At 56.2% G+C, this 16,830-nt stretch carries 20 protein-coding genes; all 20 read right to left on the reverse strand.

Features of this window, described 5'->3' with window-relative positions:
• Positions 1-5 precede the first annotated feature (5 nt).
• Positions 6-626 carry a CheB methylesterase domain-containing protein gene (locus QU667_RS08590; protein WP_304986783.1) on the reverse strand — a complete coding sequence of 207 codons (621 nt, stop codon included), beginning with the start codon at positions 624-626 and terminating at the stop codon, positions 6-8.
• Entirely contained in the window at positions 619-1,311 is a 693-nt protein-coding gene (locus tag QU667_RS08595; protein WP_304986784.1) for a flagellar brake protein, read from the reverse strand. The genes QU667_RS08590 and QU667_RS08595 overlap by 8 nt, the downstream gene beginning before the upstream one ends.
• 24 nt (positions 1,312-1,335) lie before the next feature.
• Complete coding sequence (locus QU667_RS08600; protein WP_304986785.1) at positions 1,336-2,220, reverse strand: MinD/ParA family protein; 885 nt, start codon at positions 2,218-2,220, stop codon at positions 1,336-1,338.
• Position 2,221: 1 nt separating this feature from the next.
• A complete protein-coding gene (flhF, locus tag QU667_RS08605; protein WP_304986786.1) occupies positions 2,222-3,628 on the reverse strand; it encodes a flagellar biosynthesis GTPase FlhF in 1,407 nt (468 codons plus the stop codon).
• On the reverse strand, positions 3,629-5,713 hold the full coding sequence (flhA, locus tag QU667_RS08610; RefSeq protein WP_304986787.1) for a flagellar biosynthesis protein FlhA: 2,085 nt from the start codon (positions 5,711-5,713) through the stop codon (positions 3,629-3,631).
• 149 nt (positions 5,714-5,862) lie between these two features.
• Positions 5,863-6,987 (reverse strand): flagellar biosynthesis protein FlhB, encoded by a 1,125-nt coding sequence (flhB, locus tag QU667_RS08615; protein WP_304988440.1) that lies wholly within the window; start codon positions 6,985-6,987, stop codon positions 5,863-5,865.
• Positions 6,950-7,732, reverse strand: a complete 783-nt coding sequence (gene fliR, locus QU667_RS08620; protein WP_304986788.1) for a flagellar biosynthetic protein FliR — start codon at positions 7,730-7,732, stop codon at positions 6,950-6,952. The genes flhB and fliR overlap by 38 nt, the downstream gene beginning before the upstream one ends.
• 14 nt (positions 7,733-7,746) lie before the next feature.
• Positions 7,747-8,016 (reverse strand): flagellar biosynthesis protein FliQ, encoded by a 270-nt coding sequence (fliQ, locus tag QU667_RS08625; RefSeq protein WP_304986789.1) that lies wholly within the window; start codon positions 8,014-8,016, stop codon positions 7,747-7,749.
• 15 nt (positions 8,017-8,031) lie between these two features.
• Positions 8,032-8,784: a flagellar type III secretion system pore protein FliP gene (gene fliP / locus QU667_RS08630; RefSeq protein ID WP_304986790.1), complete on the reverse strand. Its 753-nt coding sequence runs from the start codon at positions 8,782-8,784 to the stop codon at positions 8,032-8,034.
• A gap of 29 nt (positions 8,785-8,813) precedes the next feature.
• Positions 8,814-9,326, reverse strand: a complete 513-nt coding sequence (locus tag QU667_RS08635) for a FliO/MopB family protein (RefSeq protein WP_304986791.1) — start codon at positions 9,324-9,326, stop codon at positions 8,814-8,816.
• The gene (locus QU667_RS08640) at positions 9,326-9,688 is read right to left on the reverse strand and encodes a response regulator (protein WP_006692844.1); all 363 of its coding nucleotides are present in this window, start codon (positions 9,686-9,688) and stop codon (positions 9,326-9,328) included. The genes QU667_RS08635 and QU667_RS08640 overlap by 1 nt, the downstream gene beginning before the upstream one ends.
• A 160-nt stretch (positions 9,689-9,848) precedes the next feature.
• A complete protein-coding gene (gene fliY / locus QU667_RS08645) occupies positions 9,849-11,036 on the reverse strand; it encodes a flagellar motor switch phosphatase FliY (RefSeq protein WP_304986793.1) in 1,188 nt (395 codons plus the stop codon).
• Positions 11,029-12,030, reverse strand: coding sequence for a flagellar motor switch protein FliM (gene fliM, locus QU667_RS08650; protein WP_304986794.1), 1,002 nt, complete (start codon positions 12,028-12,030; stop codon positions 11,029-11,031). Before fliM ends, fliY begins: the two co-directional genes overlap by 8 nt.
• A 39-nt stretch (positions 12,031-12,069) precedes the next feature.
• Positions 12,070-12,591 (reverse strand): flagellar basal body-associated FliL family protein, encoded by a 522-nt coding sequence (locus QU667_RS08655; RefSeq protein ID WP_304986795.1) that lies wholly within the window; start codon positions 12,589-12,591, stop codon positions 12,070-12,072.
• 120 nt (positions 12,592-12,711) lie between these two features.
• A complete protein-coding gene (locus tag QU667_RS08660; protein ID WP_009438920.1) occupies positions 12,712-12,912 on the reverse strand; it encodes a flagellar FlbD family protein in 201 nt (66 codons plus the stop codon).
• A 143-nt stretch (positions 12,913-13,055) separates the two neighbouring features.
• Positions 13,056-13,787 carry a DNA repair protein RecO gene (gene recO / locus QU667_RS08665; protein ID WP_304986796.1) on the reverse strand — a complete coding sequence of 244 codons (732 nt, stop codon included), beginning with the start codon at positions 13,785-13,787 and terminating at the stop codon, positions 13,056-13,058.
• Positions 13,788-14,447 (reverse strand): DUF502 domain-containing protein, encoded by a 660-nt coding sequence (locus QU667_RS08670; protein WP_304986797.1) that lies wholly within the window; start codon positions 14,445-14,447, stop codon positions 13,788-13,790. It lies immediately after the preceding gene.
• A gap of 27 nt (positions 14,448-14,474) precedes the next feature.
• Positions 14,475-15,371 carry a GTPase Era gene (era, locus tag QU667_RS08675; protein ID WP_304986799.1) on the reverse strand — a complete coding sequence of 299 codons (897 nt, stop codon included), beginning with the start codon at positions 15,369-15,371 and terminating at the stop codon, positions 14,475-14,477.
• Positions 15,368-15,829 carry an rRNA maturation RNase YbeY gene (gene ybeY, locus QU667_RS08680; RefSeq protein WP_304986800.1) on the reverse strand — a complete coding sequence of 154 codons (462 nt, stop codon included), beginning with the start codon at positions 15,827-15,829 and terminating at the stop codon, positions 15,368-15,370. Before ybeY ends, era begins: the two co-directional genes overlap by 4 nt.
• Entirely contained in the window at positions 15,819-16,799 is a 981-nt protein-coding gene (locus QU667_RS08685; protein WP_304986801.1) for a PhoH family protein, read from the reverse strand. Before QU667_RS08685 ends, ybeY begins: the two co-directional genes overlap by 11 nt.
• Between the last annotated feature and the right edge of the window lie 31 nt (positions 16,800-16,830).

Here is a 16,830-nt window from a genome sequence, read left to right on the forward strand (position 1 = left end):
ATTTCCTATCTTCTCACAGCCGCCTCAATCGCATCTGCGATCTGCGACAATGGGCATATCTCATCGGCCAGCCCTGCGTCGATCACGGACTTTGGCATTCCGTAGACGACACAGGTCGCTTCATCCTGCGCAATGCAGTAGCCGCCATTTTCCTTGATTTTGCGCATTCCTTCACGTCCGTCACTGCCCATCCCCGTGAGAATCACGGCGACGACATCCTTTCCCAGATGCGCGACGGAATCGTACATCACATTGACGGCAGGACGGTGATTGCCAACGGGCGGTTCATTGCTGAGGGCAATGCGGCGTACACCTGCTTCATTCAGAATCCGCAAATGATAATTTCCCGGTGCTATGTAGACGCAGCCGGGCGCAAGCAGTTCACCATCCTTTGCCTCACGCACATCCACCTTGGCGATGTTGTGCAGACGCGTGGCGAGGGCGTTGGTAAAGCCTGCCGGCATATGCTGGACAATGACGACCGGGCAAGGAAAGTGCTCGGAGAGCCCCGTAATAACGGTTTGCAGTGCCTGCGGCCCCCCGGTTGAGGAACCGATAACGACAAGCCGCGAGCGGGGCGATCCCCTGCCGCCTGAGGCTAATGCAGTTTTCCTTGGCTCAGTCATGTTTCACGCGCTCCACCTGGGCACGCTGCACCTGGAACAGATAGCGGATGATCTTATCCCTCATGCTGCGCGAAATTGCCTGAAACTGAACGCCGATGTGATAGATCGTCGGACTGCCCTCACGCTCGACACGCGTGCAGCGCATGACACGTGTCATCAGCTCGATTGTTCCAATCCCCGGAATGTCATTGATCTCAAGTGCTGCGTCCGAATCCAGCGCCACCTTCTTCGGCCACGCAAAGGCGAGACCGCTTCCGCTCAGATCCACGACAGGAGTCCGCTTGGGGGCATCGATCTTCCCTTCGTTGTCAACGAGGCGTACCGTCGCGGTGAGATTCACCTTGATGCGAAAGAGCCCGCGCTTTTGGAAACGCTCCGCAACCTCCGGAATGGAGATGTGCAGCACGGGAATCCGACCTTCGTGCATACCGTGACTGCGATGTACGCTGAAAAAGCGAAAATGACAGCCTTCTCCGCCGGCAAGTACATAGAGGTTCTCTCCGACGCGCGGGATGACCGGAACGCGTCGTTCATCAAGCGGCATAGCGACAACGAGTTCGTCCTTGATAATATCCTCCACACGGCTCGTATAGCCGGAGGTTCCCTCCTCGTTGTTTTCAAAGAATATTTCCAGCCTCTGCCCGATCGCTAAAACACTCCTTGCCTGTACCAATTCGCCCGCCATCTGAAATATCCTCCTTGGTAATGCTCAAAACTTGAAAATTTGCTGTAAAAAACCTTTCCAGCCACGTTTGACGTTCATTTCCCCGCCCGTGAGCAGAGATTCCGCCAACGCATCAATGCACCGTGCCGCAGCCGCCCCCGGCTCTGCCCGAAGAAGCGGCATCTGTCTGCGCACCGCCTTGGTCACTGCTGTATCCTCGAACACATAGCCAAGGCAGTCCACCGGCATATGCAGGAACTTGTCGGCAGCGCGCCGGAGTTTCTGTGCCACCTCATGACTTTCCTTCACCTCATAGACCCGATTGATGATGAGGCGCAGATTCTTCTGTGCGGCATAGATGCTGTATGCCTTCATCACGGCATAGGCATCGGTGAGCGAGGTCGGCTCCGGTGTCGTCACGAGGAGCACCTCATCTGCTGCGAGAATAAAGTCCATGACATTGCGTCCAAGTCCCGCACCTGTATCCACGAGGATCAAATCGGCACGCGCCGCACAATCGGCGAGCTTCTGCTGCAGGAGCAGTTTTTCCGCATGATCGTATTCGAGTGCCTTCTCAATACCGGATCCGCCAGAGATATACTGTATCCCGTGCGGGGTTTGGGCGATGACATCGTCCAGCTTGACCTCCGGACGCAGAAGGTCAAGCAGATGCTTGCGGGAGGCTGCACCGAGCAGAATATCGACGTTCGCCATGCCGAGATCGGCATCAATGATAAGCACCCGCCGCCCTCGTTTTTGCAGTGCAAGCGCGAGATTGACGGCGAGGTTCGTCTTTCCAACGCCTCCTTTGCCGCTCGTGATTGCGATGACGCGGACATTCGTCCAAGCCTCCGCCTGTGCGGGTGTGATCGGTGGTGCCGCGCTCTCAGACCCGACCATCTGACGCAGCCGCGTTGCCTGATCTGTCATATCATTTCCTCAATAGCAGCTCTGCCAACCGCTCCGCCGTCGCAGGGATGATGTCATCCGGTACGCTCTGTCCGTTGGAGAGGAAGGAAAGCGGCAGCGACCCGCCCGCGAGAAGGTTGACCACCATGCCGACCGTTCGTGTTTCATCCGTCTTGGTAAAGATGATGCGGTCGGGCTTGCACGCAGAGAACCGCGCCATAATCTCCCCCACATCCTCTTCCTTTGTGGTGGCACTGACGACAAGGTGTTTCTCCATGCGCGGATGTGCGGCAAGCAGTTCCTTGAGCTCGTCCATCTGGAACTCGTTGTACTGACTGCGCCCCGCCGTATCCACAAGAATGAAATCCTTGCTCCTGTGGCGCGCAATCGCCTTTCTGAGATCGGCGGCAGAGTAAACGACCTCAACGGGAAGCCCGAGGATCTCCGCATATTTTTTCAGCTGTTCCACCGCCGAAATACGATAGGTATCTGCAGTGATGAGAGCCCCCTTGAGGTTCTGTTCGAGAACGAAATGCGCCGCCACCTTGGCAAGTGTTGTGGTCTTGCCAACCCCTGTCGTTCCGATAAAGGCAACCACACGCGAGCCATGTGCGCCGACGTGCAGTCCGTCGGTGAATTTCATCACCTGTGCGAGGTAGCCGGAGAGGACGCTCGCTGCACGCGGGTCAAGACTGTCGAGATTCACATCCGCGACCGGAACTTTGCTCGCAAGATCCTCGCAGAGTTCCGCACGAACATCCTGCCGCCGCAGCGTGTCCTGTATGGAAACGATCTCCTTCGGCTGATTGGCTGCCATCATGGAGGCAAGCATCGTCTTCATCTGCGCCAGCTCATCCTCAAGGAGGCGTATACGCTCTGCCGAACCATCCGTCGGCACATCTTCCACCGGCTCGTCCAATCCCTGCACCACAGGAGACACAGGCTCAGATGCATACAGGGATGCGGCGGGCGTTTCCTGCACCTGCGGCGCAGACGGGGGGACGGGTGGAATCGCTGCCGTCTGCGGGGGAACGGACGGAGCGGTCGGCACATACCCATCCGCCGCATACGCCGGCATCTCATGCGCCGAATAGGCAGGAGGCTCGCCGGCATAGCTGTCATACGCGGGCATAGCACTCCGTGCCGGCATCGCCGTATCATACGGTACCTGTTCGTTCATGCGATATTGATTGAGTACATTGGACGGGAGGATCGGCGCAGCCGGTGGTACATATGCCGACGGTGCATGAGGCACACGCGCCTGTGTTTCATCCACGGCAGCCGTCACCTCGATCATCTCAGCACCGCCGAGGACTCCGCCCTCCCGATATTTCTTTGTATGAAGCAGCACGGCATCACTGCCGAGCTCATCCTTGATCTGTTCCATGGCTTCCTTCACCGAGGACGCACGCACCGTTCGCACCTGCACTTAGATTCTCACCACCCCGAGGATTTGAATTTCAACATTTTGTTCGATTTCCGCGTGTGAAAGGACGATAATCCCTGCAATGGACCGTTCGACCAAATTGCGGAAATAGGGACGTACCGTCGGGCTCGTGAGCACAATGGGCTGATAGCCCTGATCGGTCAGCTTCTTCAGTTCCTCCTGCAATGCCAGCAGCAGTTTCTGCATCGAATCCGGATCGAGGCTGACGTAGGAGCCGTGCTCCGTCCGCTGCACACCGCCCGCAATCTTGTTCTCAATTGCGGGATCGAGCGTAATGCACGGCAGAACACCATTTTGGACATTCTGCTGCGTAATGTGGCGTGCCATTGCATGACGCACATACTCCGTCAGGATGTCCGTATCCTTCGTCGCCGTGGCGTAGTCGGCAAGCACCTCAAGGATCGTACTCATATCGCGGATGGAAATGCGTTCGTGCAGGAGATTCGCAAGTACCTTCTGTACCTCGCCCACACTGAGGAGATTCGGAACCACTTCGTCCACCAGAGCGCCGTTGGTCTTGCGCAGATTGTCGAGCAGGTTCTGCGTTTCCTGACGGCCGAGAATCTCATCGGCGTGCTGTTTGATGATCTCCGTAAGATGGGTTGCAAGGACGGACACGGCATCGACAACCGTATAGCCGTTCAGCTCCGCCTGCTCGCGCTCGTTCTCCGAAATCCAGAGCGCGGGCAGCCCAAATGCCGGCTCTGTCGTCTCGATCCCCGGAACTTCCTCAAACACCGTCCCCGAATTCATTGCAAGGTAGTGATCGAGCATCAGCTCACCGCGTGCGATCTCAATGCCCTTGAGCTTGATGATATACGCATTCGGCTTGATCTGGATGTTATCGCGGATACGAATGGTCGGCACGACCAGACCGAGTTCCAAGGCGCATTGCCGACGGATCATCACGATGCGGTCGAGCAGATCGCCGCCCTGCCCCGTATCGACAAGGGGGATCAGACTGTATCCGATTTCGAGTTCCATCGGGTCAACCTGCAGGAGTGACACGATATTCTCGGGTGTCGTCGCTTCCTTTTTCGCCTTCGCCTTCTGTTCGACCTGCTGCACCTCCTGCTCCACCACCTGACCACGCCGAAGATTCCATGCGATGAGCCCGCAGATCACGGCGAGCACCGTGAACGGAACGCCCGGCAGTCCCGGCATGACGGCGAGGAAGAGCAGAACTCCCGTGAGGATCATAAAGATGCGGGCGTTGCGGAAGAGCTGCTTCACGAGATCGCCGCCGAGATTCCCCTCCGCCGCCGAACGCGTGACGATAATGCCCGTCGCCGTCGAGATGAGGAGCGCAGGGATCTGCGCCACAAGTCCCTCGCCGACCGTCAGAAGGGTATAGGTCTGAAGTGCCTGCGACGCATCCATATCGCGCTGTAACATACCGATGACAAAGCCGCCGCCAATGTTGATGATCATAATGACAATCGCGGCAATCGCATCGCCCTTGACAAACTTCGAAGCACCGTCCATTGCGCCAAAGAAGTCCGACTCTCGCTGCACCTTCTCGCGGCGGCGCTTTGCCTCCGCATCCGTGATCGCCCCCTGATTGAGATCCGCATCAATCGCCATCTGCTTGCCGGGCATCGCGTCGAGGGTAAATCGAGCCGAAACCTCCGCCACACGCTCCGAGCCCTTCGTGATAACAATGAAGTTGACAATAACAAGGATCACGAACACGATGAATCCGACCACCGCATTACCACCGACAACAAAGTTGCCGAACGCAGTAATAACCTCACCGGCGTAGCCGTTGAGGAGGATAAGGCGCGTCGATGAAATGTTCAGCGCAAGCCGGAACAGCGTCGTTATGAGCAGCAGTGAAGGAAAGACCGACAGATCCAGAGCCTCCACATTGTAGATCGCCGACATCACAACGAGCAGTGCAATCGTAATATTCAGGCAGATCAATATATCAAGCACGATCGTCGGCAACGGGATAATCATCATAATGACGATTGTCACGATGGCAACGGCGATCAACACGTCACTGTACCGTTGTATGAGATTGCCGGATGCAAGAGGATTTACACTGCTTGTCTGCGGTGCTGCCATACGCTCACTCCCTCGTTCCCCTCGGAGCACGAACATTTTTCGCTCTCCTAAATATTATATCAAATAATGCAGGTACGTCAAATATTAAATAAGACTTTCGTCATGGACTGAAATTTTTTGAAGCATCCGGATAAAATGGCGTGCGGACATCACGCACCGCGCCGCCCATGCTTCAAGCGATAGACATAGGCGAGCACCTCGGCGACCGCCTGATAGAGTTCCTGCGGCACGCTGCCGCCGATCTCAACGGCGGCATACAGCGTCCGCGCAAGCGGCTTGTTCTCAACGATCGGCACACGCGCCTCACGCCCGATCTCCTTGATGCGCTGTGCGACAAGATCCTGCCCCTTGGCGATGACCGTCGGCGCAATCATTCCCTGCTCATAGGCAAGCGCGATAGCGTAGTGGGTCGGGTTCGTGATGATGACATCCGCCTTGGGGACTTCCTTCATCATGCGCGCCATTGCCATCTGCCGCTGTTTCTGGCGAATCTTGCCCTTGATCTGCGGGTCGCCCTCCGTCTGCTTCATTTCATCCTTGACTTCCTGCTTGGTCATCTTGAGATCCTGCGTCGTCTGCCATTTCTGGTATCCGTAATCCATAAATGCCATAATCATAATGACACCGATGACGATAAACGCCATCTGAAAGATGATCTCCGCTACGAGCGTCAGGCTTGTTGTGAGGTCAAAGAACATGAACTGCGGCATCGCAAGAATCTGTTCGTGAATAAACCGATAGAGAAAGAACCCAATGACAAGTATTTTGAAGAAGGACTTCACCAGCTCCACAAGCGCACGTTTTGAAAAAATGCGCCCGAATCCGTTGATCGGATTCAGCTTGTCCAGTTTGAACTCAATGGACTCCGTATTGAAGTTCAGCCCCACTTGGAAGAAGTTGACCGCAAGTCCGATCAGCATAATGAAGATCATGATGGGAAACGCGGTCTTTGCAAGCACAATGACAATACCGATAAAGATGCGGAGAATGTTCTCCGTATCAATCGTCTGATTCAGATTGCTGAAGACATACGTCGCATAGGACGCGATGGAAAAGTAGATCGAGTCCCACAGCAGTTTCAGCCCAAAGAATCCAACCAGCAGAACGAACGCACTGTTGATCTCCTGACTGCGTCCGACCTGCCCCTTCTTGCGTGCGTCGGCACGTTTTTTCGCCGTCGGTTCTTCCGTCTTTTCCCCGCCCGCGAAACGCTGGAGGTCAAAGACGAACGGCGCTCTATTGGAGGGCGCGGATCGCAAGCGATATATTTCCATACATTTCATGAAAGAGCACATCCAAAAACAGGACATAGAACGGAATCACCATCGACAGCACCGTGATGCCGATCATCAGCTGCATGGGGATGCCGACGACAAAGATGTTCATCTGCGGCATCGTCCGTGCAAGAATCCCCAGCCCCACATTTGTCAGCAGCAGAGCAAAGGTGATCGGCATGGCGATCTTCATCCCCGTCAAAAAAATGCCGTTTGTGAAATTCGCAATGAGAAGCGCCATCGAGATATTCGGCTCAAGCCCTGCCGGCGGAACGGCACGAAAGCTCTCCACAAGAGCGGCAATGATCATATGGTGCCCATTGGTGACGAGCAGGACAATGATCGCCAAATTATAAAGAAAACTTCCGATGAGCGGTATCTGCTGACCGGAAGTCGGATCGACAACATTGACGATGGCAAATCCCACCTGCATATCCATAACCTTTCCCGCCATCGTAATGGCAGCAAAGGAGATGTACGCCACGAAGCCGATCAGCCAGCCGATAAAGAGTTCACCGACCGCAGCGGCGGCGAACATGATAATCGTCTCAGGTGCTGCGGGTGTCCCGGTCACATCAATCGCAGGAAAGAGCACAACGGTCATCGCAAGAGCCAGACCCACGCGAAAATACGAGGGAATGTTCATACTGCCGAAAAACGGGGACACAAGAAAGATTCCGCTGATGCGCGTGAGCGCGAGCAGAAACACGGCGATATGCCCTTGCAGGAGTTCATACAAATCCATGCGCCGAACCCCTTTCAGCGCAGATACAGCGGAAGATTGACAAACACATTGGTCACATATTCGACCATAATGCGCAGCATCCACGGACCAAAGATCAGAATGGCAACAAAGACTGCAATAATCTTCGGAATGAACGCAAGGGTCTGCTCCTGAATCGACGTGGTAGCCTGAAAAACAGCCACCAGAAGTCCTACAATCAGTCCAAGTCCCAGCATGGGAGCAGACACCAGAAGCACAATCATAAGTGCTTCCTGGGCAAGCTGGATGACCACATCTCCGGACATCGCTCCGCCTCCCTGCTACCGGAAACTCATGATGAGCGACTGGATCAGGAGATGCCACCCATCGACCATGACGAACAGGAGAATCTTAAACGGCAGCGAGATCATGACCGGCGGCAGCATCATCATACCCATGGACATGAGGGTGCTCGCGACGATCATATCAATGACAATGAACGGGATATAGATCATGAAGCCGATCTGAAACGCCGTCTTTAGTTCACTGATGATAAACGCCGGGATGAGGGTAAACGTTGACACATCCTCCGGGCCGTCGGGACGCGGTGCTTCCGAGAGATTGACAAAGAGCGCGAGATCCGCCTCCCGCGTCTGGCGGAACATGAACTCACGCATAGGGTCAACAACACGCTCCAACGCCTGCTCCTGAGAGATCTGTCCCGCAAGGTAGGGCTGTATGCCGTTCTCATTCGCCTGCCCCCAGTAGGGTGCCATAATGTAGAACGACAAGAAAAGAGAAAGTGCAATGACGACCTGATTCGGCGGCACATTCTGTGTCGAAAGTGCATTCCGCAAAAAACCGATGACGACGACAATCCGCACAAAGGATGTCGTCATGACAAGAATCGCAGGAGCCAGAGAAACAATCGTCAGCACCGCCAGGAGCTGCATACTCGTTGCGACCTGCTGCGGATTCTCCGATGTCCCTACGTCAAGACTGACCGTCGGAATGAGCGGAGCTGCCCCCGCATGACCCATCCCCAAGAGCAGGAGGAGCGCCGCACTCCCCAAAACAAGCATTTTGCGCTCCACTCCCGTCCCCCCATTTCTCTCCGCCGCCATCACTTTCGGAACAGCGGCGGTATTTTCTGAACAAAATCTGACAGAGAGCCGAACTGTTCCCGGAACACGCCGGCCTCCATCGGAGCGGCACTGCGAATCTCCTCCAGTGTCTCCGGATCATCAATCTCCGTAATCAGTCGGACATTCGCATCCGTCACCCCGAGCACAAGCACACGACCAAAAAGCTCCACCACGCAGACCGAACGGTTCGGACCGAGCGGCAGCTGCAGATAGACCTGTCCCCCGCGTGCCGCAAGCCTCTGCATGGAATTCTTGCCAAAGGCACGTGCAACGACGTACGCCAGCACGACCACAAATGCAAAGACAGCAAAAAGGCTGACCACATAGGCGACCGTCGACCACCATGACACGGCCGACGGGCGCGGGTCAGCCTCTTGATATCCGGCTAAATATCCGCCGCCCGTCTCACCTGCGGCAGATACATCTCCCATGCACAACAAAAGAAGGAAGCATCCGAGCAGCAGGGACAGTGAAAAGATCCGTCCGTTCATCAGCCGACGGCTTTGCGAATGGCCTCCAGCACGCGATCCGCCTGGAACGGCTTCACGATAAAGTCACGCGCGCCTGCCTGAATCGCTTCGATAACCATTGCCTGCTGCCCCATCGCGCTGCACATAACAACCTTTGCAGCGGGATCGACCTTCTTGATCTCCTTGACTGCGGTGATGCCGTCCATCTCCGGCATCGTGATATCCATCGTTACGAGATCGGGCTTCAGCTCCTGATACTTCTCCAGAGCTTTCATGCCATTCTCAGCCTCGCCGACGATTTCATAACCGTTCTTCGACAGGATGTCCTTCACCATCATTCGCATAAAAGCTGCATCATCTACGACCAGAACGCGAGTTGCCATTTTCTCATCTCTCCTTAATCCGACAGAATATCCTTATCCAAAAGGGACATCAAACACACACATAGAGTATGTGCTTTTTTTCGTTATTCATTATAACGAAATCTGCCCTCTGTGACAAGGATTTTCTACAACGACTCCCAAAACTTCCATATGCCTTCCGTTATTGGAGACGCGCTGCACGCTCCAACGGGCTGACGATTTCCGTGATGCGAACGCCAAAGTTCTCATCAATGACAACGACTTCGCCCTTTGCCAGATATTTCCCGTTGACCATAATATCCACGGGCTCACCGGCGAGTTTATCCAACTCCACAATGGATCCCTTCGTCAGATCGAGGATATCCTTGATCGACTTCTTCGTCCGACCAAGCTCCACATTGACCTGGAGAGGCACATCGAGAATAAGACCGATATTCGCATCATTTACCTGTACCGGCGCGGTACTCAGCGGTGTAAACTGTGCCGACTGTACCGGTACATTCGATGCCACGTGTGGCTGCATAGGCGGTGCTCCATATCCATAGTTTGCAGGCGCTGCGGCGGCTGCGGGCATCGCAGGAGCCGGTGCCGGCGCAGGTGCGGCGGCAGGCGGCGGGGGCGGAGCGGCAGCAGCTGCAATAGCCTCTTCCTCGTTGTCGACATCGTTCTGCTGATTCATCAGCGCATCGACCATGTCCTTCGCGACATCCACCGGCAGGAGCTGCATGATCTCACTGTCGATCAGACCATCCACCTCCATGCGGAAGGATGCCTGGATGATCGGGTCAACCTTGTCGAGCAGCTTGGAAACAACTTCCTCTGTCCCGAGGTCAACCAGCGTGACCACAGGAGGAGTAATGTCCACTTTTTTGCTGAACATCGAGGAAAGCGAGGTCGCGACGCTGCCCATCATCTGGTTCATGCACTCGCTGACCGCGCTCATATGCAGTTCGCTCAGTTCCTGATCCGGATTCGTGCCGTCATTGCCCATCATCAGATCGGCAATGATCGCAGCATCCTTTGCCTGGATACAGAGAACATTGTTCCCCTCAATGCCGATACTGTAGCCCACCTCGACGACGAGGAAGGGCAGGGGATACTTTTCCTTGAGCACACGCAAATTCGACACCGAAACCGTCGGTGTCGTGATCGACACCTTTCGCCCAAGGAGGACGGACAGCGTCGTTGCGGCGCCGCCCATCGAAATATTGCCGATCTCACCGAGCGCGTCGCGCTCCAGATCGGTAATACCGGAAACACTACCGGAAGGAGACGAATCGGCTGCGGGTTCTTCCGCAGGCGAATCGCTTGCCGCCCCACCGCTCAGGAGGGCATCAATCTCCTCCTGCGAGATCATATCATCACTCATTCGCGTCGTCATCTCCTTCTATAATGCCGGATATTTGCACAGCCATACGTTTTCCGGATGTTCCCGGACGCGCACGGAACTTTGCATTGGAACCAACGTAACAGACAAGCTCATCCTTCGTCATGGTATCGAGTTGGAGTACATCGCCAAACCCGAGGGTAAGGAACTCGTTGACCGTGATGTCGACCGAACCGAGTTCCACGGAGAACGACACCTTCGTACGCTCGATTTTGCGCTGAAGCTCCGCCACCTGTTCGGGCGAACTCTCCTTATCCACAGAGGACGCCACCCAGAACGATGTCGTGAGTTTCGACATAACAGGTTCAAGAACCAGATAGGGAATACAGATGTTCATCATACCGTCCACTTCGCCCATCTTGATGTGGATGGTAACAAGCACGACCATGTCGCTGGGCGGAACAATCTGCGCAAACTGCGGATTTGTTTCCATTGATTCGAAGTTTGGGCGGAACTCCACCACGTTGCTCCATGCTTCCCTGAAATAATTCGTCACGGTATCAATGAAACGGCGCATCACCGCCGTTTCAATATCCGTCAGCGCACGCGATTTGATGCCGGATTTCCCTTCTCCTCCAAAGACGCGGTCGATGTAGGAAAATGCCACATCCGTACCGACCTCGACGATGATATTCCCCTTCAGCGGCGGCAGCGCAAGGATACCAATGACCGCAGGATTCACCATCGACTGAACAAACTCCTGATAGGTCATCTGCTCGACCGATACCACCTCGATCTCGACCATCGTGCGCAAACTTGCCGAAAGATAGGTGTTCAGGAGACGCGAGAAACTCTCATGCAGCATGAAGAGCGTTCGAATCTGATCCTTTGAGAACCTGTCCGGCCGCTTGAAGTCATAGACCTTGACCTTGCGTCCCTCTTCTTCTGCCTTGACTTCCTCGGCGGAAACCGAGCCATCTGAAAGAGCCGAGAGGAGCTTATCTATTTCGGATTGAGACAGTACGTCCTCAGCCAAGACTCTTCCCCCTTCCCATTGTGCAGTGATTCATCTTACTTACTGCAGCAGGAAGCTCGTGATGTAAACATCATAAACGGAGCCCTGACCCAGACGCTCATTGAGTGCATCCTTCAGCTGCTTCTTGAGTTCATCCTGCTTGGAGGCGTCAAACTCTTCGAGTGGCGCTGCGCGCAGGAACTGCATCGTTGTGTCGAGAATCTTCGTCTCCGCGACCGAGGCAACCTTGCCGTCCACGACATTATCCGACTTGCCCGGGTTCAGTTCAAGGACGATGCCCGCCTTCAGGAACTTGCCTGCCCGGCCGCCGCCGACGTTGACGAGAACGCCTTCCTTCGGGTCGCCGAGCTTGTAGAACACCCCGGGGTCGTGATTCGCCTTGCTCCCGCCGCCATCGTCGGCATGTGACGATGTCTCCGTCTGCGAGAAGATGTAGTACGAGATGCCGCCGGCTGCCGCCACTGCGACAAGAACCGCCACAACAACGACGACGATCATCATGAGCATGGGCGATTTCTGCTTTGGCTGCTCCGTCCCCTGCTCTTCCTTTTCCTCCGCCATGAGTTTATTCCCTCCCTAAAAATGACCACGAAGCCGCAGCGGCTCCACACACAGGCACTCCCTTGCCATGTAGAGGAACACCGTTCTCTCCATTATACCAAAGGAATGGAATTTCGCCAACTAATTTTGATGAAGTGCACGTCGATACTTAATCGTGCGGCGCACGATCTCCTCCATCGGCTCCTCGACGATCAGCTTCTTCCCGTTTGTAAGCGTTACCACCGTGTCCGGCGTCTCCTCAATGCTCTCGATGATCTCGGCGTTGAGGACAAACTCTCCTTTTTTGTTCGTCTTGGAGTTGAACTTCGTCAGCATGATCATGACAGACTTTCCCTCCGTTCCCTGTTCTTCATGCAGCAAAAACTTACGCGCATATGACTACCTGTTATATTTTCGCCGTCATCATCACTTTTCCTTTTTTTTTAGGACTATTTTTTCATCGTATGCTAAATCTTTCACAAAAACTATTCCAGTTGGGATAAAAAGGAGAGTGAACGCAGGGGATGGCCGACCAGTTCCTGCACATGTGCAAGCACGATGGACTCCGCCCTCATCAGTATACCGCCGCGCAGCTGCAGGGTGGGCGGATGATCCCAATCGAGCTGCTCCAATGCGACGAGCAGCGCACGCAGTTCGGCGGGAAACTCTGCCGCCTCCGCCGTACGGCAGTCTGCACAGAGCACGCCGCCCTCGCGGGCGAGAAAGAACGCGTTGCCCGTAATCTGTCTGCCGCAGTGCAGACAGTGCTCATAGCTCTGCCGCAACCCCGCCGCCGCGAGTGTCTGGAGGACGGCGGCAAGAGCCGTCACACGCGGGTTGCGCGTCTCGAATGCCGTCAGGATTGCCGCAAGCCGATCAAAGAACGCCGCATCTGCAACGCCCTCGGGCATAAACTCACGAATGACCTCCGCAGCGAACGTTGCATAGGCGAGCGCCGTGAGATCGAGTGAGAGCTTTGCATGATGGGCGCGCACGCTCGCCGTTTTGACGGTTTCGAGCCGCCCGCCTTCGGCAAACTGCAAATCGGCATGGACAAACATCTGCATAGCCCCCGCCAACGGGCTTCGCGGGCGACGGCAGCCGAACGCAGCAGCGCGCACAATCCCGTGTTCACGCGTAAAGATTGTCATGACCTTGTCCGCCTCGCCCCAGCTGCGTGCGCCGAGCACGATGCCCTCCGCCCCATAGAGCGCCATCTACGCCTCCGTCGCCTTGGCAGGATCGGGAAATACCTCCTTGGAGCGGTTCTTTGCCGCCTTTTTTTTCACCTCGGCGAGCGGCATGACCGCGCCCGCCGTCAGCATATACTGGAGCGCCTCCTCCTTCGGAATGTCGATGGTCACCGCATCCTCCTCCTTGACAAGGATGGTCGTCCCCGAGGTCATGTTGAGACTCCACGGCACAAAGACGCAGACATAGCCGCCGCCCATCGCCGCCTGAAAGCGCGGCGGCAGATCCGCCATGACAAAGCCGAGCGCCCGCCCGCCCTGATAGGGTACATGAACAACACGCTTGAAGTTGCTGCTTGAGTCGAGCACCGCCTCCGAGAGGCGTTTGACACTTGTGTAGATAAACTTCACGAACGGGATCGTCCCGATCAGATATTCACCAAACGAAATGATCCGCGCAAGAGCCCAATTCGTCGATGCCCAGCCGACAACATAGATCACCAGAACGAGCGTGATAATGCCCATCCCCGGGAAATAAAACGGGAGATACTGACCGAGAACCCCCTCGGTAAAGCGCAGCGTCCACTCGATGACAAGCAGGGTGATGATAACAGGCACGAGAACGAGCAGCCCGTTGACAAAGCTGCGCGATACTTCTTTCATCGTACGCCGATAAATTTTATTCATCCGCAGCGTCACGGCACGTCCCCCTCCTCATTCATCTCCGTCAAACCCGAACTCTCTCAGGGCGTTTGCCCGATTGCGCCAGTCCCTGCGCGTCTTGACCCAGAGGTCGAGATAGACCTTTGCGCCGAGCAGCGTCTCCACATCCGCCCGCGCACGCTCCCCAATGCTTCTGAGGAGCGCACCGCGTGCGCCGATCACAATGCCCTTCTGCGACTCGCGTTCCACATAGATTACAGCGCGGATGTAGACATCCTCCTTGGGGCGCGTCGTCATCTCCTCGATGTCAACGGCGACGGCATGGGGGATCTCATCCCGCGTCAGTTCGAGCACCTTCTCGCGCACGAGTTCGGCGACAATGAGCCGCTCGGGCTGATCCGTCACCATGTCAGGGGGATAGTACTGCGGTCCTGCGGGCAGATGTGTCTTGATCTCCGCGAGAAGCCCGTCCAGATTTTCCCCGTCGCGCGCCGAGATCGGGACGATCCCCGCAAAGTCATACGCCTTCGCATAATGCGCGAGGATCGGCAGCACCTGCTGACGCGGAATGCAGTCCACCTTGTTCACGGCGAGCAGGACGGGTACACGGATGTTTGCGAGCTGTTTCAAAATGTATTGCTCGCCCGCCCCCATCTTCTCCGTCGCATCCACGACAAAGACGACGACATCGACACCGTGCAGCGCCCCCTCCGCCGCCTTTGCCATATAGTCGCCGAGCTTGTGCTTCGGCCTATGCACGCCCGGTGTATCGAGCAGGATGATCTGCGCATCTTCCTCCGTCAAAATGCAGAGGATACGGCTGCGCGTCGTCTGCGGCTTGTCGCTCATAATGGCGATCTTTTGCCCGATGAGCGCATTAATCAATGTGGATTTGCCGACATTCGGCCGCCCGATCACGGCAACGAATCCGGATTTATGTGCATTCATCGCGAAATCCCCAGTTCCCCCATCACTATGCGCTGCTCCTCCTCCATCTCCCGTCGATCCGCCTCCTCCATATGGTCATAGCCAAGGAGGTGCAGCATCCCATGGACGGTGAGGAAGGAGAGTTCGCGCAGCGGGCTGTGTCCGTATTCGTCCGCCTGCGCCGCCACGCGCTCAAGCGATATGACGAGGTCGCCGAGCACCTCATCCCCCCTGCCTCCGACAATCTCTGGTTCCTCGCTCTCCGTGAGGGCAAAGGAGAGCACGTCCGTCGGGCGGTCGACGCTGCGGTACGCGCGGTTGAGCACATGAATATGTGCGTCATCCGTGAGCGTCACACTGACCTCCGTTTTCTCCGCATCGTAAAGCCGCCCGACCGTCAAAATCGCACGGCGCACTGCCGCCATTTCCTCTTCGGACACCGCCAGCGTCTCCGGCTCCGTCCGAATCTCAATCTCCATGTGCGTGCCCCCGCTTCTTCTCCCACGTACCGTATGCCTCGACAATGCGCGTCACGACCTCGTGGCGGATGATGTCGACGGGTTCGAGCCGCACAATACCCACGCCCTTCACACCGCGCAGGATCTGACACGCCTGCTTCAGTCCCGACACCGTGCCGCGCGGGAGATCCACCTGTTCGAGATCTCCCGTCACCACCATGCGCGAGCCGAAGCCGAGACGCGTGAGGAACATCTTCATCTGCGCTCCCGTCGTGTTCTGTGCCTCATCGAGAATGATGAACGCATCTTCCAGTGTGCGCCCTCGGATATAGGCAAGCGGAGCCACCTCGATGAGCTGTCGGCTCATCATCTTCTGGTAGCCCTCCGCGCCGAGGATGTCCTGCAGGGCATCGTAGAGCGGGCGCAGATAGGGATTGATCTTCTCCGTGAGATCTCCGGGCAGAAAGCCCAGATGCTCGCCCGCCTCGACAGCGGGACGTGTCAGAATGATGCGGCTTACCTCACGACTGCGGAGCGCCGCGACTGCCATCACAACCGCGAGGTAGGTCTTTCCTGTCCCTGCAGGTCCTACGCCAAGCGTCACGGCATTGCGCCGAATCTTTGCGAGGTAGTCACGCTGACCGAGTGTCTTGGCACGCACCTCCTTCCCCTTTGCCGTCACGAGCAGCACCTCGGCAAAGAGCGCGTGCAGCTCCTCCGTCCGCCCCGCACGCACGAGCTGTGCACCGTAGCGCACCTCATGCGTCGTCAGCTTTGCCCCCTGCCGCTGATAAAAGAGAAGTTCCCGCACCAGTGTACGCACATCGCTGACATCCGCCTCCGCACCCGTCACGGAAAGAGCCGTTCCACGGCTCACCATACAGCAGGAAAACACCTCCTGCATACATTGGAGCAGCATATCACGCTCCCCAAGGATGGCAGCCGCCTCGTACATATCCCTCAGTTCAATGATCTCCGTCGTCTCCTGCAAAAACAAACCTCCCCCAAATGAATCATCCACC

This window comes from Selenomonas dianae (assembly GCF_030644225.1).
GTDB lineage: Bacteria > Bacillota > Negativicutes > Selenomonadales > Selenomonadaceae > Centipeda > Centipeda dianae.

Coding starts and splice junctions, on each gene's coding strand:
- QU667_RS08590 (WP_304986783.1), bottom strand. CDS start 626: ATGACTGAGCCAAGGAAAACTGCATTAGCCTCAGGCGGCAGGGGATCG.
- QU667_RS08595 (WP_304986784.1), bottom strand. CDS start 1,311: ATGGCGGGCGAATTGGTACAGGCAAGGAGTGTTTTAGCGATCGGGCAG.
- QU667_RS08600 (WP_304986785.1), bottom strand. CDS start 2,220: ATGACAGATCAGGCAACGCGGCTGCGTCAGATGGTCGGGTCTGAGAGC.
- flhA (WP_304986787.1), bottom strand. CDS start 5,713: ATGGCAGCACCGCAGACAAGCAGTGTAAATCCTCTTGCATCCGGCAAT.
- flhB (WP_304988440.1), bottom strand. CDS start 6,987: ATGGAAATATATCGCTTGCGATCCGCGCCCTCCAATAGAGCGCCGTTC.
- fliR (WP_304986788.1), bottom strand. CDS start 7,732: ATGGATTTGTATGAACTCCTGCAAGGGCATATCGCCGTGTTTCTGCTC.
- fliQ (WP_304986789.1), bottom strand. CDS start 8,016: ATGTCCGGAGATGTGGTCATCCAGCTTGCCCAGGAAGCACTTATGATT.
- QU667_RS08635 (WP_304986791.1), bottom strand. CDS start 9,326: ATGAACGGACGGATCTTTTCACTGTCCCTGCTGCTCGGATGCTTCCTT.
- QU667_RS08640 (WP_006692844.1), bottom strand. CDS start 9,688: ATGGCAACTCGCGTTCTGGTCGTAGATGATGCAGCTTTTATGCGAATG.
- fliY (WP_304986793.1), bottom strand. CDS start 11,036: ATGAGTGATGATATGATCTCGCAGGAGGAGATTGATGCCCTCCTGAGC.
- QU667_RS08655 (WP_304986795.1), bottom strand. CDS start 12,591: ATGGCGGAGGAAAAGGAAGAGCAGGGGACGGAGCAGCCAAAGCAGAAA.
- QU667_RS08660 (WP_009438920.1), bottom strand. CDS start 12,912: ATGATCATGCTGACGAAGTTCAACTCCAAGACGAACAAAAAAGGAGAG.
- recO (WP_304986796.1), bottom strand. CDS start 13,787: ATGGCGCTCTATGGGGCGGAGGGCATCGTGCTCGGCGCACGCAGCTGG.
- QU667_RS08670 (WP_304986797.1), bottom strand. CDS start 14,447: ATGAATAAAATTTATCGGCGTACGATGAAAGAAGTATCGCGCAGCTTT.
- era (WP_304986799.1), bottom strand. CDS start 15,371: ATGAATGCACATAAATCCGGATTCGTTGCCGTGATCGGGCGGCCGAAT.
- ybeY (WP_304986800.1), bottom strand. CDS start 15,829: ATGGAGATTGAGATTCGGACGGAGCCGGAGACGCTGGCGGTGTCCGAA.